The following is a 21236-nucleotide window of genomic DNA, read 5'->3' as shown; positions in this document are numbered from 1 at the left end:
GCGGCCAAAAGTGACAAAAGTGGTTTAGTTTACCAGCGCGAGCGGGTCGCCAAAAGAGAGGCGGCGGAATTTTAACGCGGGTCGAGCGCCAACACTTCGGTATGACCGTCCGCGACGCGCCAGCGCACGTTGAAATCCAGCAGCCAGACAGCGTAATCCCGCTCGACGTCCTCTCCTTTACGATAGGCGGGACGGGGGTCTTGCGCCAGTACCTGGCTGATAAAACGCCTTAATTGCGGGTAACGTGCCTGATGTTGCTGCAGCTGCTGCTCGGCCTGCGGCGCGAAATGCACCGGCATATCGCCGGCGGGGGCGGCCTGAGCAAAGCCGGCGCGGGCCTGCGGCTGGCTCTCGGCGAACGGCAGATAAGGCTTGATATCCACCACCGGGGTGCCGTCGACCAGATCGAGGCTGCCCAGCTCCAGCGCCACTTCGCCGTTTTTTACCCGCACGCCTTTCAGTTCAATGAGAGACATGCCGAGCGGGTTGGGGCGGAAGGTGGAGCGGGTGGCGAACACGCCCATGCGAGCATTGCCACCTAAGCGCGGCGGGCGCACCGTCGGCCGCCAGCCACCTTCCAGGGTTTGATGAAAAATGAACATCACCCACAGATGGCTGAAATCGCTGAGGCCGCGTACCGCCTCCGCCTGGTTGTAGGGCGGCAGCAGCAGCAGTTCGCCGCCACCGTCTTCGACCAGCCCCGGCTGGCGGGGAACGGCGAATTTTTCTTTATACGGCGAGCGGATCACGCCGATCTGCTCGAAAACGAATTCGGTCATTTGGACGAGACGTTAAGTGCCGAGCCCTGGCAAACGGCCTGCTGGTAACAACCGGCGACGCCGCTGACAATCTGGCAGTCGTGTAGCAGCACGGCGTTGGCCTTCATGTAAGACGCGCGGATTTGCATGCGCTTACGGGCGGTGGCCAGATTCGGAGGGGAGTCTTGTACGGTGGTTTGGCACGATTCGCCGGACACTTCACCCAGATCGCGGAACGGTTTGCCCACGAGCTCTTCTGCACTTTTGTACAGTTTTACCGGAGCGGGGCGGGCGGCCGGCGTGGTCTTGGCCGGAGCGGTCGTGGTCGGCTTGCTGGTGCTGTTTGTTGAGGACGGCGCGATACGTTGCGATGAACATCCGGCCAGCGCGAGCGCTAACAAACAGAGAGGTAAAACACGCATTGAGATTCCTCTGCCTTAATGAAAGTGGCGCTATTGAAGCAATCTATGGCGGAAATAACAAGACGGGCCTTGGCCCGTCTTGCAATTATAGGAATAAAATTGGCGAATAAGCGCTTACCAGCCTTTCACCGCGCCGCCGTTGAAGATTTTGTTGGCGGCGGCGTCAACTTCGTCAGACTGATAGGCCTGCACGAATTTCTTCACGTTTTCCGCATCTTTATTATCTTCACGGGCCACGAGGATGTTGACGTAAGGAGACTCTTTATCTTCCACGAACAGACCGTCTTTCGCCGGCGTCAGGCCGATCTGGCTGGCGTAGGTGGTGTTGATCACTGCCAGTGCGATCTGCTGATCGTCCAGGGAGCGTGGCAGCTGAGGCGCTTCCAGCTCAACCAATTTCAGGTTTTTCGGGTTCTCGGTCACGTCCAGCACGGTTGGCAGCAGGCCAACGCCGTCTTTCAGTTTGATCAGACCGACTTTCTGCAGCAGCAGCAACGAACGGCCCAGGTTAGTCGGATCGTTAGGCAGTGCGATCTGAGAACCCTCTTTCAGCTCGTCCAGCGATTTGATTTTCTTGGAGTAGCCGGCGATCGGGTAAACAAAGGTATTGCCGACCGGCACCAGCTTGTAGCCGCGATCTTTGATTTGCTGATCCAGGTATGGCTTGTGCTGGAAGGCGTTCAGATCGATATCGCCTTTGCTCAGCGCTTCGTTAGGCAACACGTAGTCGTTGAAGGTGACCAGTTCAACGTCCAGACCGTATTTCTCTTTCGCCACTTTCTGAGCGACTTCAGCCACTTGCTGCTCAGCGCCGACGATCACGCCGACCTTGATGTGGTTCGGATTCTTTTCATCCTGGCCACAGCCCGCCAGAGCCAGAGTACCGATCAGTGCGCCAATTGCCGCGATGGATTTAAATTTTAACGACATATCCCTTCCTCATTAGACTCGCATTAAACATGCTGTGAAACTATTTATGGGTAACGGCTTTGACGATGCGATCGCCGCAGAACTGGATCAGATAAACCAAAACTACCAGTAATACTAATACGGTATTCATCACTGTGGCGTTATAACCGATATAACCGTATTGATAACCGATTTGACCCAGACCGCCGGCACCGACCGCACCGCCCATGGCGGAGTAGCCCACCAGGGTGATCAGCGTGATGGTTGCGGCGTTGACCAGACCCGGCAGGGCTTCCGGCAGCAACACTTTCTTGATGATCTGCATCGGCGTGGCGCCCATGGCGCGCGCCGCTTCCACCAGGCCTGACGGGATCTCCAGCAGGGCGTTTTCCACCATGCGCGCGATGAACGGTGCGGCGCCCACGGTTAACGGCACAATGGCCGCCTGCAGACCGATAGAGGTGCCGACGATCATGCGGGTAAACGGAATCATCCAAACCAGCAGGATAATGAACGGGATGGAACGGAAGATGTTCACCAGCCCGGACAGGATTTTATACAGCGAATTGTTGGCGATGATCTGCCCCGGACGGGTGACATACAGCAGCACGCCTACCGGCAGGCCGAGCACGAAACCGAAGAAGCCGGAGACAAAGGTCATCATGATGGTTTCCCACACGCCACGCGCCATCAACCACATCATTGCCTCAGACATAACCCAGAACCTCTACTTTCACCTGATTTTCCTGCAGGAACTTAATCGTTGCCAGCGCGTCTTCGTCGCTGCCGTGCAGCTCCGCCAGCATCACGCCGAATTTCACGCCGCCGGCATAATCCATCTGGGCGCTGATAATGTTGTTGTTCACGTTGAAGCGGCGAGCGGCTTCAGACAGCAGCGGCGCATCGACCGACTGGCCGGTGAACTCCAGGCGCAAAAGCGGCTGGCGGTCGCCCTGGCGCTCCGGTGACAGACGTGCGGCGTAGTCGTCCGGGATATCCAGATGCAGCGTGGACTGAATGAACTGTTGGGCCAGTGGAGTTTTCGGGTGCGAGAACACCTCGCTGACGCTGTCTTTTTCAATCAGTTGCCCCTGGCTGATGACCGCGACCTGGTCGCAGATGCGTTTCACCACGTCCATTTCATGGGTGATGAGCAAAATGGTCAGCCCCAGACGGCGGTTGATGTCTTTCAGCAGTTCCAGGATGGAACGGGTGGTGGCCGGATCCAGCGCGCTGGTGGCTTCGTCGCACAGCAGCACTTTGGGGTTGCTGGCCAGCGCACGGGCGATCGCCACGCGCTGTTTCTGGCCGCCGGACAGGTTGGCCGGGTAGGCGTCGTGTTTGTCCGCCAGGCCGACCAGCTCCAGCAGTTCGGTCACGCGCTTTTTGATCTCGGCGCGCGGCGTATTGTCCAGCTCCAGCGGCAGCGCCACGTTACCGAATACCGTGCGGGAAGAGAGCAGGTTAAAGTGCTGGAAGATCATGCCGATTTGGCGACGGGCGCGCGTCAGTTCGCTTTCTGACAGCGAAGTCAGATCCTGACCATCGACCAGAACCTGGCCGGACGTTGGGCGTTCCAGCATATTGGCACAGCGGATCAGCGTGCTTTTGCCGGCACCGGAAGACCCGATAACGCCATAGATTTGCCCGGCAGGGACGTGAAGGGTCACGTCAGAGAGCGCGGTAATGGTGCGCGAACCCTGCTGGAACACTTTAGTGATGTTAGAAAGTTTAATCATATTCTTCTTATTTTAGCGTGGTTGCCCGTGGCTAGATAAAAGTAAACCTCGGCGTGGAACCAAGGCATGGACAGATGTTAAGGCGTCTAGACGTCTAAGTCAACGGCCAACAACGTTCTCCGGCGTTCTCAGTGCGGGGTAAAACATGCGATACTGTCAGCGTATTCAGCCCCTCAGGAGCAAAGCGGTGACACAAAGCGTTCCAGCAATTTTTCTCGATCGTGACGGTACGATTAACGTCGACCATGGCTATGTCCATGAAATCGACAACTTCCACTTTATCGACGGCGTGATTGACGCCTGTCGCGAACTCAAAAAAATGGGCTTCGCGCTGGTGATGGTGACCAATCAATCCGGCATTGCGCGCGGCAAGTTCAGCGAAGACCAATTTATGTACCTGACCGAGTGGATGGACTGGTCGCTGGCCGATCGCGACGTCGACTTCGACGGCATCTATTTCTGCCCGCACCATCCGGAAGCAGTAGTAGAAGAGTATCGTCAGGTGTGTGACTGCCGTAAACCGCAGCCGGGTATGCTGCTGCAAGCGCAGCAGGAATTGAACATTGATATGGCTGCTTCTTATATGGTGGGTGATAAACCGGAAGATATGCAGGCGGCGATCGCGGCCGGCGTCGGCACCAAGGTGCTGGTGCGTACCGGCAAGCCGGTGACGGAACAGGGCGAAAAGCTGGCCGATTGGGTGCTAAATAGCCTGGCAGACCTGCCGGCAGCCATCAAAAAGCGGGTTTAATAGGCGTTACGAATGAATAGTGAGCGGTCAGATAAAAAATGCATATTATCGCTTGTCATTCTGAACCGGCTCCCTATAATGCGCCTCCATCGACACGGCGCAAGTGATTCACTTCACACAGCGGCCGGGAAGAAAGAGAAAAAATCCTGAAAATTAGGGTTGACTCTGAAAGAGGAAAGCGTAATATACGCCACCTCGAGTTAGCAAGCGAAAGCGCCTAACTCACTGCTCTTTAACAATTTATCAGACAATCTGTGTGGGCACTCCACAAGACGATATCCAGCATCTTCGGATGCAAAAAAATATCAAGTCTTGAAGAGTGACTAACTGAAGTAAAATTCATGCAGTAAATCTTTGAGCATCGCTTCTCGAGTGGAAGCAAATCAAGCTTTTAATTGAAGAGTTTGATCATGGCTCAGATTGAACGCTGGCGGCAGGCTTAACACATGCAAGTCGAGCGGTAGCACAAGGGAGCTTGCTCCCTGGGTGACGAGCGGCGGACGGGTGAGTAATGTCTGGGAAACTGCCTGATGGAGGGGGATAACTACTGGAAACGGTAGCTAATACCGCATAATGTCGCAAGACCAAAGAGGGGGACCTTCGGGCCTCTTGCCATCAGATGTGCCCAGATGGGATTAGCTAGTAGGTGGGGTAATGGCTCACCTAGGCGACGATCCCTAGCTGGTCTGAGAGGATGACCAGCCACACTGGAACTGAGACACGGTCCAGACTCCTACGGGAGGCAGCAGTGGGGAATATTGCACAATGGGCGCAAGCCTGATGCAGCCATGCCGCGTGTGTGAAGAAGGCCTTCGGGTTGTAAAGCACTTTCAGCGAGGAGGAAGGTGGTGAGCTTAATACGCTCATCAATTGACGTTACTCGCAGAAGAAGCACCGGCTAACTCCGTGCCAGCAGCCGCGGTAATACGGAGGGTGCAAGCGTTAATCGGAATTACTGGGCGTAAAGCGCACGCAGGCGGTTTGTTAAGTCAGATGTGAAATCCCCGGGCTCAACCTGGGAACTGCATTTGAAACTGGCAAGCTAGAGTCTCGTAGAGGGGGGTAGAATTCCAGGTGTAGCGGTGAAATGCGTAGAGATCTGGAGGAATACCGGTGGCGAAGGCGGCCCCCTGGACGAAGACTGACGCTCAGGTGCGAAAGCGTGGGGAGCAAACAGGATTAGATACCCTGGTAGTCCACGCTGTAAACGATGTCGATTTGGAGGTTGTGCCCTTGAGGCGTGGCTTCCGGAGCTAACGCGTTAAATCGACCGCCTGGGGAGTACGGCCGCAAGGTTAAAACTCAAATGAATTGACGGGGGCCCGCACAAGCGGTGGAGCATGTGGTTTAATTCGATGCAACGCGAAGAACCTTACCTACTCTTGACATCCAGAGAACTTTCCAGAGATGGATTGGTGCCTTCGGGAACTCTGAGACAGGTGCTGCATGGCTGTCGTCAGCTCGTGTTGTGAAATGTTGGGTTAAGTCCCGCAACGAGCGCAACCCTTATCCTTTGTTGCCAGCGGTTCGGCCGGGAACTCAAAGGAGACTGCCAGTGATAAACTGGAGGAAGGTGGGGATGACGTCAAGTCATCATGGCCCTTACGAGTAGGGCTACACACGTGCTACAATGGCATATACAAAGAGAAGCGACCTCGCGAGAGCAAGCGGACCTCATAAAGTATGTCGTAGTCCGGATTGGAGTCTGCAACTCGACTCCATGAAGTCGGAATCGCTAGTAATCGTAGATCAGAATGCTACGGTGAATACGTTCCCGGGCCTTGTACACACCGCCCGTCACACCATGGGAGTGGGTTGCAAAAGAAGTAGGTAGCTTAACCTTCGGGAGGGCGCTTACCACTTTGTGATTCATGACTGGGGTGAAGTCGTAACAAGGTAACCGTAGGGGAACCTGCGGTTGGATCACCTCCTTACCTAAAGATATTGATTCGAGTGGCGTGCTCACACAGATTGTCTGATAGAAAGTAACGAGCAGAAATACCTTTATAGGCTTGTAGCTCAGGTGGTTAGAGCGCACCCCTGATAAGGGTGAGGTCGGTGGTTCAAGTCCACTCAGGCCTACCACTTCTCGGAAGTGGAAAAGGTACTGCGCGTGACTGTATGGGGCTATAGCTCAGCTGGGAGAGCGCCTGCCTTGCACGCAGGAGGTCAGCGGTTCGATCCCGCTTAGCTCCACCATATAGTCCGGTATTTCAATACTTCAGAGTATATTGGCGACAGTATGCTGCGAAGTATTTTGCTCTTTAACAATCTGGAACAAGCTGAAAATTGAAACATGACGGCTGAAATTTGTCCCTCCGTAGAAGTACTGGGATAAAGAGTAACCTGTCATAGAGTCTCTCAAATGTTTGCAGCGCGAACGATGGAAACATCTTCGGGTTGTGAGGTTAAGTGACTAAGCGTACACGGTGGATGCCTAGGCAGTCAGAGGCGATGAAGGGCGTGCTAATCTGCGAAAAGCGTCGGTAAGGTGATATGAACCGTTACAACCGGCGATACCCGAATGGGGAAACCCAGTGTGTTTCGACACACTATCATGTCATGAATACATAGTGGCATGAGGCGAACCGGGGGAACTGAAACATCTAAGTACCCCGAGGAAAAGAAATCAACCGAGATTCCCCCAGTAGCGGCGAGCGAACGGGGAGGAGCCCAGAACCTGAATCGGCTTGTGTGTTAGTGGAAGCGTCTGGAAAGTCGCGCAGCAAAGGGTGATAGCCCCGTACACTAAAATGCACAGGTCGTGAGTTCGATGAGTAGGGCGGGACACGTGACATCCTGTCTGAATATGGGGGACCATCCTCCAAGGCTAAATACTCCTGACTGACCGATAGTGAACCAGTACCGTGAGGGAAAGGCGAAAAGAACCCCGGCGAGGGGAGTGAAATAGAACCTGAAACCGTGTACGTACAAGCAGTGGGAGCACCTTCGTGGTGTGACTGCGTACCTTTTGTATAATGGGTCAGCGACTTATATTTTGTAGCAAGGTTAACCGTATAGGGGAGCCGTAGGGAAACCGAGTCTTAACTGGGCGATTAGTTGCAAGGTATAGACCCGAAACCCGGTGATCTAGCCATGGGCAGGTTGAAGGTTGGGTAACACTAACTGGAGGACCGAACCGACTAATGTTGAAAATTAGCGGATGACTTGTGGCTGGGGGTGAAAGGCCAATCAAACCGGGAGATAGCTGGTTCTCCCCGAAAGCTATTTAGGTAGCGCCTCGTGAACTCATCTTCGGGGGTAGAGCACTGTTTCGGCTAGGGGGCCATCCCGGCTTACCAAACCGATGCAAACTCCGAATACCGAAGAATGTTATCACGGGAGACACACGGCGGGTGCTAACGTCCGTCGTGAAGAGGGAAACAACCCAGACCGCCAGCTAAGGTCCCAAAGTCATGGTTAAGTGGGAAACGATGTGGGAAGGCATAGACAGCCAGGATGTTGGCTTAGAAGCAGCCATCATTTAAAGAAAGCGTAATAGCTCACTGGTCGAGTCGGCCTGCGCGGAAGATGTAACGGGGCTAAACCATGCACCGAAGCTGCGGCAGCGACGCTTAGGCGTTGTTGGGTAGGGGAGCGTTCTGTAAGCCGTTGAAGGTGGCCTGTGAGGGTTGCTGGAGGTATCAGAAGTGCGAATGCTGACATAAGTAACGATAAAGCGGGTGAAAAGCCCGCTCGCCGGAAGACCAAGGGTTCCTGTCCAACGTTAATCGGGGCAGGGTGAGTCGACCCCTAAGGCGAGGCTGAAAAGCGTAGTCGATGGGAAACAGGTTAATATTCCTGTACTTGGTGTTACTGCGAAGGGGGGACGGAGAAGGCTAGGCTGGCCGGGCGACGGTTGTCCCGGTTTAAGCGTGTAGGGGGTGTGACCTGGTAAATCCGGTTGCATGTTAACCCTGAGGCGTGATGACGATGCACTACGGTGCAGAAGTAGTTGATGCCCTGCTTCCAGGAAAATCCTCTAAGCTCCAGGTAACATTGAATCGTACCCCAAACCGACACAGGTGGTCAGGTAGAGAATACCAAGGCGCTTGAGAGAACTCGGGTGAAGGAACTAGGCAAAATGGTGCCGTAACTTCGGGAGAAGGCACGCTGGCATGTAGGTGAAGTCCCTTGCGGATGGAGCTGAAGCCAGTCGAAGATACCAGCTGGCTGCAACTGTTTAATAAAAACACAGCACTGTGCAAACACGAAAGTGGACGTATACGGTGTGACGCCTGCCCGGTGCTGGAAGGTTAATTGATGGGGTCAGCCGCAAGGCGAAGCTCTTGATCGAAGCCCCAGTAAACGGCGGCCGTAACTATAACGGTCCTAAGGTAGCGAAATTCCTTGTCGGGTAAGTTCCGACCTGCACGAATGGCGTAATGATGGCCAGGCTGTCTCCACCCGAGACTCAGTGAAATTGAACTCGCTGTGAAGATGCAGTGTACCCGCGGCAAGACGGAAAGACCCCGTGAACCTTTACTATAGCTTGACACTGAACATTGAGCCTTGATGTGTAGGATAGGTGGGAGGCTTTGAAGCGTGGACGCCAGTCTGCGTGGAGCCATCCTTGAAATACCACCCTTTAATGTTTGATGTTCTAACTCGGCCCCGTGATCCGGGGTGAGGACAGTGTCTGGTGGGTAGTTTGACTGGGGCGGTCTCCTCCCAAAGAGTAACGGAGGAGCACGAAGGTTAGCTAATCACGGTCGGACATCGTGAGGTTAGTGCAAAGGCATAAGCTAGCTTGACTGCGAGAGTGACGGCTCGAGCAGGTACGAAAGTAGGTCTTAGTGATCCGGTGGTTCTGAATGGAAGGGCCATCGCTCAACGGATAAAAGGTACTCCGGGGATAACAGGCTGATACCGCCCAAGAGTTCATATCGACGGCGGTGTTTGGCACCTCGATGTCGGCTCATCACATCCTGGGGCTGAAGTAGGTCCCAAGGGTATGGCTGTTCGCCATTTAAAGTGGTACGCGAGCTGGGTTTAGAACGTCGTGAGACAGTTCGGTCCCTATCTGCCGTGGGCGTTGGAAGATTGAGAGGGGTTGCTCCTAGTACGAGAGGACCGGAGTGAACGCACCACTGGTGTTCGGGTTGTCATGCCAATGGCATTGCCCGGTAGCTAAGTGCGGAAAAGATAAGCGCTGAAAGCATCTAAGCGCGAAACTTGCCTCAAGATGAGTCTTCCCTGGGCCTTCAAGGCCCCTGAAGGAACGTTTAAGACTAAGACGTTGATAGGCTGGGTGTGTAAGTGCAGCGATGCATTGAGCTAACCAGTACTAATGATCCGTGAGGCTTAACCTTACAACACCGAAGATGTTTTGGTGAGACCAGGACAATATTCAGCTTGTTTACAGATTGGTTCTGATGGCGACACGAAAGTGACGCGGTTGGAATGAAACAGAATTTGCCTGGCGGCAATAGCGCGGTGGTCCCACCTGACCCCATGCCGAACTCAGAAGTGAAACGCCGTAGCGCCGATGGTAGTGTGGGGTCTCCCCATGCGAGAGTAGGACACTGCCAGGCATCAAATAAAGCCGAAAGCCCTGAACTGACGTTCAGGGCTTTTTGCTGTGCGTAAAATGGAAAATCCCCGTTGTAATCCGCTTCATCTTTCATCTAACGATTCTATATTCATCACAAAACCAATTCATTTTTTGCATGAGTCACAGATATTCTTCGTCCGCTATTAAGTTTGGCTGTTAACTTATAAATAACAATAAAGTAACAACCAGGGCAGCAGGACGCCGAACTTCATCATTGTTATGGCTCGGAGAATACATCATGACAGAAACAACATCGGCTCTTGGGGATGAGCACGGCGTCGAACAGGGGGCGCTGGATAACAAAAAACGCATTTTTGCTATCGTCGGGGCTTCGTCAGGCAATCTGGTGGAGTGGTTTGATTTTTACGTCTACTCCTTCTGCTCAATCTACTTTGCCGCCTCATTTTTTCCAGCGGGCAACAGCACTACACAGCTGCTGCAAACCGCCGGGGTATTCGCCGCCGGCTTCTTTATGCGGCCGATTGGCGGCTGGCTGTTCGGCTACATTGCCGACAAGCATGGCCGAAAAAACTCCATGCTGCTTTCGGTCTGCATGATGTGCGCCGGATCGCTGGTGATCGCCTGTCTTCCGACGTATGAGTCGATCGGCAGCTGGGCACCGGCGCTGTTGCTGATCGCGCGATTGTTTCAGGGATTGTCGGTAGGCGGAGAATACGGCACCAGCGCTACCTATATGAGCGAGGTGGCGATCAAGGGCCGACGCGGCTTCTATGCGTCGTTCCAATATGTCACGCTGATTGGCGGGCAACTGCTGGCGCTGCTGGTATTGGTGATCCTGCAGCAGATTTTGTCCGCCGGTGAGCTGAAGGCCTGGGGATGGCGTATTCCGTTTGCCTTGGGGGCGGTGTTGGCGGTGGTGGCACTGTACCTGCGCCGTTCGCTGAATGAAACCTCCGATGCGAAGACGCGTAACCACCAAGATGCCGGTTCGCTGACGGGGCTGTGGAAAAACCGCAAGGCGTTTCTGATGGTGCTGGGCTTTACCGCCGCCGGTTCGCTGACCTTCTACACCTTCACCACCTACATGCAGAAATATCTGGTGAACACCGCCGGTATGGACGCCAAGCTGGCCAGCGCCATCATGACCGTCGCACTGTTCGTCTTCATGCTGCTGCAGCCAGCGGTCGGCGCGTTCTCGGATAAAATCGGCCGTCGCAGCTCAATGCTGATCTTCTCGGCATTGGCCACCGTGCTGACGGTGCCGATCCTGTTTGCCCTGAAAGAGGTAACCAACCCCTTTATGGCGTTCGGTCTGATCGTGCTGGCGTTATTCATCGTCAGCTTTTACACCGCAATCAGTGGGCTGCTTAAAGCCGAGATGTTCCCACCAGAGGTGCGCGCGTTAGGAGTTGGCTTGTCTTATGCGGTAGCGAATGCCCTGTTCGGCGGTTCGGCAGAATATGTCGCGCTATCGCTTAAATCGTTCGGCGTGGAGAATGCCTTTTTCTGGTACGTATCGGGCATGTGCCTGCTGGCGTTGCTGGTCTCTCTCCGGCTGCATCGAAAAGGCAAGGAGATACAGCTGTAATAAAAACCCCGGCCTTGGCCGGGGTCAGAGTCGCGTTTACAGGATACGGCTAATCAGCCGATCGATGCGGATACGCCGTAGACGGCGAATCAGCTTGCGCACCTTGATCGGGTACTGCTGAATGCTTTGCAGCTCCTGATAATGGCCGACCACAGTGGTGTGCGTGCGGATGCATTCCAGCTCTTTCTGCCGTTGCTCGCGCATCTCTTGCTTAGGATCGTGGATCAGAATGGCGTTTTCCAGATCCAGCCGCCAGGCGCGCGGGTTGAGGTTATTACCGGTAATCAGCTGCCACTCTTCGTCTACCCACATGCCTTTCAGGTGATAGCTGTTATCGCCATCCTTCCACAAACGTACGATCAATTGGCCGGTGTCGATGTAACGCTGCAATCGGCTCAGGAAGCGGCGCAGATTGATCTCATACAGGTAGGGTAGCGCGCCGATGATTTTGAACGGCTGATCTTCCGGAATATAGAAGTCGTTGGCGGTTTTATCGCCGACGATGATCTCCACCTGCTTGCCCTGGCGCAGCAGATAAATGATGTTGCGCACCAGCAGCGCCGGCAGGTTGAAATAGGGGGTGCACAGCGTCAGTTTCTGGTCGGTGCAGGACATCAGGTGATGAATGGTTTTATTCAACACGCTTTGCTTGCCAAGCCCAACCATCGGCGTCACCGCCAACTCATCGTTGCCGGCCTTGCCGCGGAAGTGGTAACCGGCGCGGCGCAGGGCGAAACGGAACAGACGGGTCTCGTTTTTGATCTCCGGGCTTTTCGGCCGATCGCTGCGATCGAGGCGCTGTACGGCACCGGCGGTGAGCAGATGCTGCTTGATGTAATCGATCAGGGTATCGGCCAACACGTCATTGGTGATCAACTGGTAGCGATCGTAACGGTATTTCTCATGCTGATGCAGATAAACGTCGTTGATGCTGGCACCGCTGTAGATCACGGTATCGTCGACTACGAAGCCCTTCAGATGCAGTACGCCCAGCGCTTCACGGGTATTGACCGGCACGCCGTAGATCGGTACCGACTGCTCCGGATGCTGGCTGGCCATGGCGCAGTACCAGTCGGCGTTGGTATTGGCCGCGGCGGCGCCGATGCGCCCGCGCTGTGCGCGGTGCCAGTCGACCAGCACGCAGATTTCCAGCTCGGGCCGCCGCTGCTTGGCTTGATACAGCGCGTTGAGGATCTCGCGCCCGGCGTCGTCATGCTCCAGATACAGGGCCACCAGATAGATGCGTTGAGTGGCGTTGGCGATGGCGTCCAGCAGCGTAGTGCGAAAGTCGGACGGCGCGTACAACGTACGAACATCAGCAACCGTCTGGGGGAGTTTGGGCAGTTGTGCAAGGTGTTGTTGATGTTTGCTACGTTTAAATTTTGACAACATCACAGTGCGTTTCTTCTCTCATGATTGATGGCCGGAACGCCACAGGCTTAAAAACAATAAACCGAATAATCGGGCGATAATACCATTAGTTGCCTCGATTGTGCGTATGTTTTGGCGTTAAGTGGTGGATTCGTAGCGCATTGCGACGCAGGTCACTGCGCGTCGGCGGCCTGCAGCGGCAGCGTCAGATTGACGATGCCATCCTCAAGCTGCACCTCGATGCCAAAGCCCAGCCGCTGCGCCAGTGCGATCATGCCGCGGTTATTTGGCATGGTGATGCCGCTCAGGCGGGTCAGGCCATGAGCGCGCGCATAGGCGATCATTTTCTCCAGCAGCTGACGGCCCAGGCCTAGGCCTTTCAGATCGGAACGCACCAGCACGGCGAACTCGGCATCGGTGTTGTCCGGATCGGACAGCGCGCGGGTCACGCCGATGATCTCGTCTGCGCGCACCGCCACAAAGGCCATTTCTCGATCGTAGTCGATCTGCGTCATGTTGGCCAAATCGTCATGGGTAAACTCGTTGATCTCGCTGAAGTAGCGATAATAGAGATCTTCCTTGGTCACCCGGTCGATGAAATGCTTCAGCGCCGGCTCGTCTTCCGGCAGGATCGGACGGAACAGGCATTGGCTGCCGTCTTTTAGCGCGATGGTCTCTTCCAGCTCCTGCGGATAAGGGCGGATCGCCAGCCGCGCCTGCGGATCGCCGCTGAAGGGTGCGAGCTGCATCGAAACGTCCAGCAGAGTGAATTCGCTGCCGGAGGCCAGTACCGGGTGAATATCCAGCCGGGCGATCTCCGGGCAGTCGAGGATCAGATTGGAGACCTGCACCAGCAGGCGGCTCAGCCCAGGGATATCCAAAGGCCGCAGCGCGCTGCGCCCGCGGATCTTGCCGCCTTTCACCGCCTGCAGCACCAGATAACGCGCCAGCGCCATGTTCAGCGGCGGCAGCGCGACCGCCACCTGATTTTCCTGGCGCCACTCCACGCCGCCTTCGCCCAGCATGATCAGCGGGCCGAAAATTGCATCCTGCTCTACCGCGATGCGCAGCTCCTGGGCGCCGGCGCGGTTGGCCATGCTCTGCACCAACAGGCCATGGATGCGCGCTTGGGGATAGGTGCGCTTCACGCGGTCGAGGATCGCTTCCGCCGCGCGCTGCACTTCGGTCGCGGTGCGCAGGTAGAGCATGACGCCCTGAACTTCCGATTTGTGCGGGATATCCGGCGAACGCAGCTTCAGCGCCACCGGGTAACCGATCTGTTCGGCAATGTGTACCGCTTCGGCGCTGTCTTCCGCAATCCAGGTCGGCAGGGTGCTCAGGTCATAGGCCTGCAGAATGGATTGCACCTCGTGGGTATCCAACTGGGTGGCGCCTTCGGCCAGCGCCTGATGGATAAGGCGGTGAGCGTCGGCGGTGTTGGCGGTCAGGCCGACCGGCAGCGCCGGCGTCTCTTTCAACTGTTTCTGGTTGCGGCGATATTCCACCATATGCATAAAAGCCGTCACCGCGCCTTCCGGCGTGCGGTAGGTCGGAATGGCGGCCTCGGTAAATAATCGGCGCGCCTCTTGCGAAGAGTATTCGCCGCACCAGTTGGTCAGCAGCGTAATGCGCTTGCCGCGCGCATGGCGGTGCAACACCTCGATCAGCCGTTCCGCCGTGGCGGTGCCGGGGGCCGCCGCGCTTGGCGCGTGGATTAACAGCAGCGCGTCATAGTCGTGACTGTCGAGCAGCGCTTCGAGAGCCGCCAGGAAGCGCTGCGGCGTGGCGTCATCGCGCAGGTCGAGTGGGTTGCCGGCACGGATGAAATCCGGCAGCGCGTCGCTCAATTTCGCCAGGCTCTCATCGCTCAGCGTGGCCAGCTTGCCGTTGCGTCCGAGCAGCTCGTCCAGCGCCATCGCCGCCGGCGCCGCGCCGTTGCTGACGATCATCAGCCGTTCGCCGCGCAAGGGATGCATATGGCTGAGGGTTTCCACCGCCGAGAACAGCTCATGGGTATCCTGCACGCGCAGCAGGCCGGCGCGCTGGATGGCGGCGTCATAGGCGGCGTCCAATCCCAGCTGGCTGTTGAGCAGCAGCTGCGCCTGTTGGCTGCGGCCGCTTTTGATCACCAGAATGGGCTTGTTGCGTGAGGCGCTGCGCGAGGCGGAGAGAAACCGCCGTGCGTCGCTGATGTTTTCCAGATACAGCAAAATGGCGCTGGTCTTGCTGTCGCGCGCCAAAAAGTCGAGCAGGTCGTCGACGTCGATGTCCAGGCTGTCGCCCAGCGCGATGAAGTAGGAGAAGCCGACTTCGCGCTGCTGCGCCCAGTCGAGAATGGTGTTGGCCACGGCGGCGGACTGCGAGATAAACGCCAGCTTGCCTTTTTGGATCGGCACCGGCGAGAAGCTGGCGTTGATGCCCTGCCACGGCGCCAGCAGCCCCAGGCTGTTGGGGCCCAACAGCCGCATGGCGTAGCGCTGCGCGCAGGCCTTCAGCTCGGCGAACTGTTCCGGCGGCGAAGAGAGCACGACGGCGGTTTTACAGCCGCGTTGGCCCAGCGCTTCAATCAGCGCCAGATTACGTTTGGCGTGGGTGCAGATGATCGCCAGATCAGGCGTTAGCGGCAGGCTGGCGACGTCGGGATAGGCCATTACGCCGCATACCGCCTTGTAGCGCGGCGTGACCGGCAAGATGGGCCCGCCGAAACCGCCGGCCAGCAGGTTGCTCATCATCAGGTTGCCGGCGCGGCCGGGCTGCTGCGAAGCGCCCAGAACGGCGATCGATTTGGGACGTAGTAGCGCTTCTAACCCTCGCTGGCTCATGCACGGCTCCTTTTGGCAACGTTACGCCTGATTTTAGGCGCTTTATGGCTACATTGCTGTGACCGGTGCCTCCGGCCGGGTCGGTTTTCCCGCCAGATACTGTTGACGGAAATAGCGGAAATGCTGATTCAAGCCGTCGGCGGCCGACAGATCGCCTGCCTGTTGCAGCAGAGCGGCGGCCACTTCCGCCGTGCAGTGTTGCTCGGCGCGGCTGGCTTCGCGCAGCTGGTAGGCCGATGCGGCGTCGACGTTGAGGGAAAACACCGGGAATTGATTGAGGTACGGGCTTTTACGGAACATTTTGCGCGCTTCCGCCCAGGTGCCGTCCAGCATGATGAACAGCGGCGGTTTGCTGCCGGCGGGCAACTCGCTGAACACCGGCCGTTCGGCGTCGGCGTAGGAGGCGGGGAACACCACATAAGGCTGCCGCGCAGGATCGTTGATGGCCGCCAGCAGGGCGGGATCGATCTCGGTGCGCGACCAGAGGAACGCCTGGGTGTCCGGCAGAATATCGGCGATCAGACGGCCGGTATTGCTGGGTTTGAGCGGCTCGGCGCCGAACATGATCAGGCAGAAACGGCTGCCGGCCTGCTGCGGGCGAATGGTGTCACACAGGCAGTTTTTATGCGGCAGCAGGCATCCCTGACAACGCGCCACCCGGCAACCGCGCGCCAAAAAAGGGCGGGTGGCGCGGTCTAAACGGAATTGGCGCAGGCGAAGTACGGCGTTGTCGGTCATAACGATCCTGGGGAAAAACCGCTATTGTAACGCAGAAAAAAGCCCGCCGGGAGGGGCGGGCTTGATCGGCGCGCGTGCGCGCGCGATGGCGGGATACGGCCTATACTTGCCGAATCACACTAACTCGTTGAGCCAGTTGTCAAACGGCGCTTTCGGCATCGCGCCGTTGAGCATGTCGACCATCTTGCCCTGACGGAACACCATGATGGTCGGGATGCTGCGGATGCGGAAACGGGCACTCAGCTCCGGCTCGGCTTCGGTGTTCACTTTCACGAAGCGCACTTTGCCGGCGCGCTCTTCGGCCACGTCTTCAAAGATCGGCGCAAAGCTGCGGCATGGGCCACACCACGGCGCCCAGAAATCGACCACGACCGGCAGATCGTCCTGCAGCAACTGGTCCAGCGTGGCGGCGGTGGCGTTAATCACTTCACCGTCGAAGAGCTCATGGCCGCAGCGGCCGCATTTCGCGTTGTCCGCCAGACGTTCTTCCGGCACGCGGTTGGTGGCATTGCAAGCTGCACAAACTGTATTCATGTTGACCTCGGGTACAGAGAAAGCATGGTCCCCGCAACACGGTTGCGGAGATGTTTCTTTAATGCTGACAATTATCGGCAAAACCCGGCGCATGAACAATGAGGTTTGTTCAATGGATGTGATAGTTGGGAGCTTTTAGCGCAAGTTGGTGGCTTCGTGCACCAACATCAGGTAATCTTCGCGCCCTGCGCGTTGGTGGAGAAGACAATGAACGATTCCTTTAGTGGCAAGAACGGTAAAGTCAAAGTGATGTACGTCCGCAGTGACGACGACAACGGCGACGACCGCAACAAGAATAAACGTCCGGCCGGCAAAGGCCGTCCGGCTGACGGTGCGCGCTCGGGCCGCACCGGTCAAGACAAGGCGCGCGGCGGTAACGATCGCCGCGGTGCCGACTCCCGCCGCAGTGAAAGCGATCGTCCTCGCCGCCCGGCGCGCTCTGAAGATCGCGGTGGCAACGAGTCACCGTGGAGAACCGTTTCGCGCGCGCCGAATGAAGAGCCGGCGTTCGATCACGGCGGTATCAGCGGCAAGAGCTTTATCGATCCGGAACAGCTGCGCCGCCAGCGTGCGGAAGAAACCCGCGTTTACGGTGAAAATGCCTGTCAGGCGCTGTTCGCCAGCCGTCCGGAAGCGATTGTGCGCGCCTGGTTCGTGCAGTCGGTCACCCCGCGTTTCCGCGAAGCGCTGCGCTGGATGGCGGCTAACCGCAAGGCTTACCACGTGGTGGATGAGGAAGAGCTGGCCAAGGCTTCCGGCACTGAGCACCACGGTGGCGTGTGCTTCCTGATCAAAAAGCGTCAGGGCCTGGATGCGCAGACCTACCTGAAAAGCGCACCGGCGACCGACTGCGTGCTGGCGCTGGAAGAAGTGGGTAACCCGCATAACCTGGGCGCCATCGTCCGTTCTTGCGCCCACTTCGGCGTCAACGGCGTGCTGCTGCAGGATCCGGCGCTGCTGGAATCCGGCGCGGCGGTGCGTACCGCAGAAGGCGGCGCGGAGCACATCAAGGCGATCAACGCCGACGATTTCCTGTCGGTGCTGGATACCTTCCGCAAGGCGGGTTATACCATCGTCACCACCTCCAGCCACAAAGGCACCGCGCTGGCGCAGGCCAAGCTGCCGGCCAAGATGGTGCTGGTGCTGGGCCAGGAACGCGACGGTCTGAGCGACAGCGCCTGGCAGCAGGGCGACATGAACGTGTCTATCGGCGGCACCGGCAAAGTGGAAAGCCTGAACGTTTCCGTGGCGACCGGCATTCTGTTGGCGGACTGGTGGCGTCAGAATCAGGCGTAATCTTTTCTACGTCGGATAAAAAAACGGGCGCCCCAGGGCGCCCGTTTCGTTTATTGAAGCTTAGTGAGCGCCGCCGCCCCCACCACCGCCGGAACTGAACGGCGGTTTCGCCACCCACACCAGCGCCAGCAGCACCAGGAACACCCCGGCCGACAGCCAGAAGATCTCGTTGGCGGAGATGATCAGGCCCTGTGCGGTGATCTCGTTGGCGAGGTAGGCCGAGGCCTGTTGCTTGCTCATGCCGAGCTGCTCCAACTGCCGGTACATTTCCTGCGACTGCGGGTTGTACGGGTTGACGAACTCCGTCAGCTGCGCGTGATGCTGCGATTCGCGCTGCGTCCATAGAGTGGTGGTGATCGAGGTACCGATCGAACCCGCCAGCGTTCGCGTAAAGTTCGACAGGCTCGACGCCGCCGCCATGCGTTCCGGCGGCAGGCCGGACAGCGTGATGGTGGTCAACGGCATGAAGAAGCAGGCGATGGCGAAGCCCTGGACAAACTGCGGCCAGGCGGAAGCGCCAAAGTCCATACCCGGTTCAAACGTATAGGCGCGCCAGTAGAAGCACACGGCATACATAATGAAGCTGAAGGTGACCAGCCGACGCATGTCGAGCCGGTTGCCGAACTTGCCGATGATCGGCGACAGCAGCACCGGGATCAGCCCGACCGGCGCCGACGCCAGCCCCGCCCAGGTGGCGGTATAGCCGTACACCTCTTGCAATAGCTGCGGCAACAGCACGATGGCGCCGAAGTACAGCATGTAGGCCAGGCTGATACACAGGCAGCCGATGGTGAAGTTGCGCGATTTAAACAGCGACAGATCCACCACCGGATGGTCGTCCGTCAGCTCCCACACCACCAGGAACAACAGCGCCACCACCGCTACGACGGTGAGCGTGATGATCTCGGTCGAGTTGAACCAGTCCAGCTCTTTGCCCTGATCGAGCATGATCTGCAGCGAACCAATACCGACGATCAGCAATACCAGGCCGACGGTGTCGATCGGTTTGATCTCGGTTTTGGTTTCCCGCCCCTTCAACGTCGCCATCGCCGCCACGATCACGAAGACGCCGATCGGGATGTTGATGAAGAAGATCCAGCCCCAATGGTAGTTGTCGCTGATGTAGCCGCCGAGGATTGGCCCGAAGATCGGCGCGACGATAACGGTCATCGACCAAAGCGCCAGGGCCATCGCCCGCTTGGCGGGCGGATAGTTGTTCAGCAACAAACTCTGCGACAGCGGGATCAGCGGCCCGGCCACCACGCCCTGGATCACGCGGAAGAAAATCAGCATGCCGAGGCTGTTGGAGATGCCGCACAGCCAGGAGGCGAGGGCGAACAGTGCGGTGGACCAAAGGAACAGCCGCACTTCGCCGAAGCGTTTCGCCAACCAGCCGGTGATCGGAATCGAGATGGCGTTCGCCACGCCGAACGAGGTGATCACCCAGGTGCCCTGCGAGTTTGAAGACCCGAGGTTACCGGAAATGGTGGGGATCGCCACGTTGGCGATGGTGGAGTCCAGCACCTGCATGAAGGTCGCCATGGCGAGCGCGACCGTCATCCAGGCAAGCTGGGCGCCTTCAAGCGGTTTCTGTGGCAAGATGGCCTCCCGCGCGCTTAGCCGGCGTTCGCATGGATCACGTCGGCGATCAGTTGGTTAACCGGCGCCAGATTCAACGCCAACGCGTCGCTCTGGTACAGCGGTTTGTCGCGCACAACGTCGGCCAGCACGCGGCCGTCCAGGTTGGCGGTGTCAACGGTCACCAGCGTAGAAAGACCGATGCGCAGCGGATGATCGGCCACCTGCTTGGCGTCGAGCTCAATGCGCACCGGCAGACGTTGCACCACTTTGATCCAGTTGCCGGTGGCGTTTTGCGCCGGCAGCAGCGAGAAGGCGCTGCCGGTGCCCATGTCGATACCGGCCACTTTGCCCTGGTACACCACGTCGTCGCCGTAGACATCGCTGACCACCGTCGCCGGCTGGCCGATGCGCATGTTGGCGATCTGGGTTTCCTTGAAGTTGGCGTCAACCCAAATGTGATCGGCCGGCACCACCGCCATCAGCGGCGAACCGGCGGCGATTTGCGCACCGACCTGCACGCTGCGGCGCGAGACATAGCCGGTGATCGGGCTGATCACCTTGGTACGCTGCAGCGCCAGCCAGGCATCGCGCATCTGCGCGGCGGCCTGTTGGATCGCCGGCTGCTGTTCCAGCGGGGTGTTCAGCACCATCGCCTGATTGGCGTTGTATTGCTGCACCGCCACTTCCAGCGCGGCCTTGGCGCTGTCGACCGCATCGCGAGCGTGTTGCAGCTCTTCGCGGCCGATGGCGTCAACGCTGCCCAGCACCACGCGGCGCTTCAGATCGTTCTCGGCCTTACTCAGATCGGTCTTGCGCAGGGCGATGTTGGCCTGATACTGCTTGCTGTTGATGATCAGCTGGTGGGTCTGCCGCACGCTGTTGGCCAGGCCGGTCTTGGCGCGTTCAAACGCCTGCTCGGCATCGGTCGGATCGAGCGTCAGCAGCACGTCGCCCTGCTTGACGTAGTCGGTGTTGTCGAAGTTGACGCTGTTCACGCTGCCGGACACCTGGGCCATGATCTGCACCTGGTTGCCGGAGACATAGGCGTCGTCGGTTTCCTGGTGATGACGCAGCACCAGGAACCAATACACTAAGTAAGCCACCCCTATAACAATGAAAATAACCGTCAGCAACAGCAGCCAAAATTTACGCTGCTTCTTTTTGCCGCTCGGCTGCTGCGGGTTTTGGATTTCCGCGCTCGCGCTCATGGTG

The 21236-nt window shown here is 57.7% G+C and carries 14 protein-coding genes, 2 tRNA genes and 3 rRNA genes; 8 read left to right on the top strand and 11 right to left on the bottom strand.

Features of this window, described 5'->3' with window-relative positions; translation table 11 throughout:
• Positions 1–71 precede the first annotated feature (71 nt).
• From tsaA to metN, 5 genes are all read right to left on the bottom strand, one after another.
• Complete coding sequence (gene tsaA / locus EGY12_RS02540; RefSeq protein ID WP_123892472.1) at positions 72–779, bottom strand: tRNA (N6-threonylcarbamoyladenosine(37)-N6)-methyltransferase TrmO; 708 nt, start codon at positions 777–779, stop codon at positions 72–74.
• The gene (rcsF, locus tag EGY12_RS02535) at positions 776–1180 is read right to left on the bottom strand and encodes an Rcs stress response system protein RcsF (RefSeq protein ID WP_025304011.1); all 405 of its coding nucleotides are present in this window, start codon (positions 1178–1180) and stop codon (positions 776–778) included. The genes tsaA and rcsF overlap by 4 nt, the downstream gene beginning before the upstream one ends.
• A 114-nt stretch (positions 1181–1294) precedes the next feature.
• Positions 1295–2110 carry a MetQ/NlpA family lipoprotein gene (locus EGY12_RS02530; protein ID WP_123892471.1) on the bottom strand — a complete coding sequence of 272 codons (816 nt, stop codon included), beginning with the start codon at positions 2108–2110 and terminating at the stop codon, positions 1295–1297.
• 40 nt (positions 2111–2150) lie between these two features.
• Positions 2151–2804, bottom strand: a complete 654-nt coding sequence (locus tag EGY12_RS02525; protein WP_123892470.1) for a methionine ABC transporter permease MetI — start codon at positions 2802–2804, stop codon at positions 2151–2153.
• Entirely contained in the window at positions 2797–3828 is a 1032-nt protein-coding gene (gene metN / locus EGY12_RS02520) for a methionine ABC transporter ATP-binding protein MetN (protein WP_004932012.1), read from the bottom strand. The genes EGY12_RS02525 and metN overlap by 8 nt, the downstream gene beginning before the upstream one ends.
• Before the next feature lie 187 nt (positions 3829–4015).
• On the opposite strand from metN, the gene gmhB reads away from it, so the two are divergent.
• The 7 genes from gmhB (at position 4016) to EGY12_RS02485 (ending at position 11682) form a co-directional block, all read left to right on the top strand.
• Complete coding sequence (gene gmhB, locus EGY12_RS02515) at positions 4016–4579, top strand: D-glycero-beta-D-manno-heptose 1,7-bisphosphate 7-phosphatase (protein ID WP_015378880.1); 564 nt, start codon at positions 4016–4018, stop codon at positions 4577–4579.
• 392 nt (positions 4580–4971) lie between these two features.
• A 16S ribosomal RNA gene (locus EGY12_RS02510) occupies positions 4972–6513 on the top strand.
• Positions 6514–6587: 74 nt separating this feature from the next.
• Positions 6588–6664: transfer RNA gene (locus tag EGY12_RS02505), tRNA-Ile, on the top strand.
• 38 nt (positions 6665–6702) lie between these two features.
• A tRNA-Ala gene (locus EGY12_RS02500) sits at positions 6703–6778 on the top strand.
• A 207-nt stretch (positions 6779–6985) separates the two neighbouring features.
• Positions 6986–9891: ribosomal RNA gene (locus EGY12_RS02495) — 23S ribosomal RNA — on the top strand.
• A 106-nt stretch (positions 9892–9997) separates the two neighbouring features.
• Positions 9998–10113: ribosomal RNA gene (rrf, locus tag EGY12_RS02490) — 5S ribosomal RNA — on the top strand.
• The 16S, 23S and 5S rRNA genes sit together here with 2 tRNA genes alongside, the layout of an rRNA operon.
• A gap of 258 nt (positions 10114–10371) precedes the next feature.
• Positions 10372–11682: an MFS family transporter gene (locus EGY12_RS02485; protein ID WP_123892469.1), complete on the top strand. Its 1311-nt coding sequence runs from the start codon at positions 10372–10374 to the stop codon at positions 11680–11682.
• A 36-nt stretch (positions 11683–11718) separates the two neighbouring features.
• Here EGY12_RS02485 and pssA read toward each other — a convergent pair whose 3' ends face one another.
• The 4 genes from pssA to trxC all read right to left on the bottom strand — a co-directional run bounded on the left by pssA (position 11719) and on the right by trxC (position 17147).
• On the bottom strand, positions 11719–13074 hold the full coding sequence (gene pssA / locus EGY12_RS02480; RefSeq protein WP_172962897.1) for a CDP-diacylglycerol--serine O-phosphatidyltransferase: 1356 nt from the start codon (positions 13072–13074) through the stop codon (positions 11719–11721).
• Positions 13075–13226: 152 nt separating this feature from the next.
• Positions 13227–15875 carry a bifunctional acetate--CoA ligase family protein/GNAT family N-acetyltransferase gene (locus EGY12_RS02475; protein WP_123892467.1) on the bottom strand — a complete coding sequence of 883 codons (2649 nt, stop codon included), beginning with the start codon at positions 15873–15875 and terminating at the stop codon, positions 13227–13229.
• Between the two features lie 48 nt (positions 15876–15923).
• Positions 15924–16613 carry a tRNA-uridine aminocarboxypropyltransferase gene (locus tag EGY12_RS02470; protein ID WP_123892466.1) on the bottom strand — a complete coding sequence of 230 codons (690 nt, stop codon included), beginning with the start codon at positions 16611–16613 and terminating at the stop codon, positions 15924–15926.
• 114 nt (positions 16614–16727) lie between these two features.
• Entirely contained in the window at positions 16728–17147 is a 420-nt protein-coding gene (trxC, locus tag EGY12_RS02465) for a thioredoxin TrxC (protein WP_004928868.1), read from the bottom strand.
• A 207-nt stretch (positions 17148–17354) separates the two neighbouring features.
• Between trxC and EGY12_RS02460 the strand changes: the two genes are divergently transcribed.
• Positions 17355–18443, top strand: coding sequence for a tRNA/rRNA methyltransferase (locus tag EGY12_RS02460; protein WP_015378876.1), 1089 nt, complete (start codon positions 17355–17357; stop codon positions 18441–18443).
• 60 nt (positions 18444–18503) lie between these two features.
• Here EGY12_RS02460 and emrB read toward each other — a convergent pair whose 3' ends face one another.
• Together emrB and emrA are read right to left on the bottom strand one after the other, a co-directional pair.
• Complete coding sequence (gene emrB, locus EGY12_RS02455) at positions 18504–20042, bottom strand: multidrug efflux MFS transporter permease subunit EmrB (RefSeq protein ID WP_123892465.1); 1539 nt, start codon at positions 20040–20042, stop codon at positions 18504–18506.
• A 17-nt stretch (positions 20043–20059) separates the two neighbouring features.
• Positions 20060–21232 (bottom strand): multidrug efflux MFS transporter periplasmic adaptor subunit EmrA, encoded by a 1173-nt coding sequence (emrA, locus tag EGY12_RS02450; protein ID WP_033649764.1) that lies wholly within the window; start codon positions 21230–21232, stop codon positions 20060–20062.
• Between the last annotated feature and the right edge of the window lie 4 nt (positions 21233–21236).

Source organism: Serratia sp. FDAARGOS_506 (assembly GCF_003812745.1).
In the GTDB taxonomy this organism is placed as follows: domain Bacteria; phylum Pseudomonadota; class Gammaproteobacteria; order Enterobacterales; family Enterobacteriaceae; genus Serratia.
Note: the sequence above shows the minus strand (reverse complement) of the source record. Positions and strands in the feature narration are given on the sequence as shown.

Excerpts from the sequence above, each read along its gene's own strand:
- metN (WP_004932012.1), bottom strand. The coding sequence starts at position 3,828 with ATGATTAAACTTTCTAACATCACTAAAGTGTTCCAGCAGGGTTCGCGC.
- EGY12_RS02460 (WP_015378876.1), top strand. The coding sequence starts at position 17,355 with ATGAACGATTCCTTTAGTGGCAAGAACGGTAAAGTCAAAGTGATGTAC.
- EGY12_RS02475 (WP_123892467.1), bottom strand. The coding sequence starts at position 15,875 with ATGAGCCAGCGAGGGTTAGAAGCGCTACTACGTCCCAAATCGATCGCC.
- emrA (WP_033649764.1), bottom strand. The coding sequence starts at position 21,232 with ATGAGCGCGAGCGCGGAAATCCAAAACCCGCAGCAGCCGAGCGGCAAA.
- pssA (WP_172962897.1), bottom strand. The coding sequence starts at position 13,074 with ATGTTGTCAAAATTTAAACGTAGCAAACATCAACAACACCTTGCACAA.
- trxC (WP_004928868.1), bottom strand. The coding sequence starts at position 17,147 with ATGAATACAGTTTGTGCAGCTTGCAATGCCACCAACCGCGTGCCGGAA.
- rcsF (WP_025304011.1), bottom strand. The coding sequence starts at position 1,180 with ATGCGTGTTTTACCTCTCTGTTTGTTAGCGCTCGCGCTGGCCGGATGT.
- EGY12_RS02485 (WP_123892469.1), top strand. The coding sequence starts at position 10,372 with ATGACAGAAACAACATCGGCTCTTGGGGATGAGCACGGCGTCGAACAG.
- EGY12_RS02470 (WP_123892466.1), bottom strand. The coding sequence starts at position 16,613 with ATGACCGACAACGCCGTACTTCGCCTGCGCCAATTCCGTTTAGACCGC.
- EGY12_RS02530 (WP_123892471.1), bottom strand. The coding sequence starts at position 2,110 with ATGTCGTTAAAATTTAAATCCATCGCGGCAATTGGCGCACTGATCGGT.
- tsaA (WP_123892472.1), bottom strand. The coding sequence starts at position 779 with ATGACCGAATTCGTTTTCGAGCAGATCGGCGTGATCCGCTCGCCGTAT.
- EGY12_RS02525 (WP_123892470.1), bottom strand. The coding sequence starts at position 2,804 with ATGTCTGAGGCAATGATGTGGTTGATGGCGCGTGGCGTGTGGGAAACC.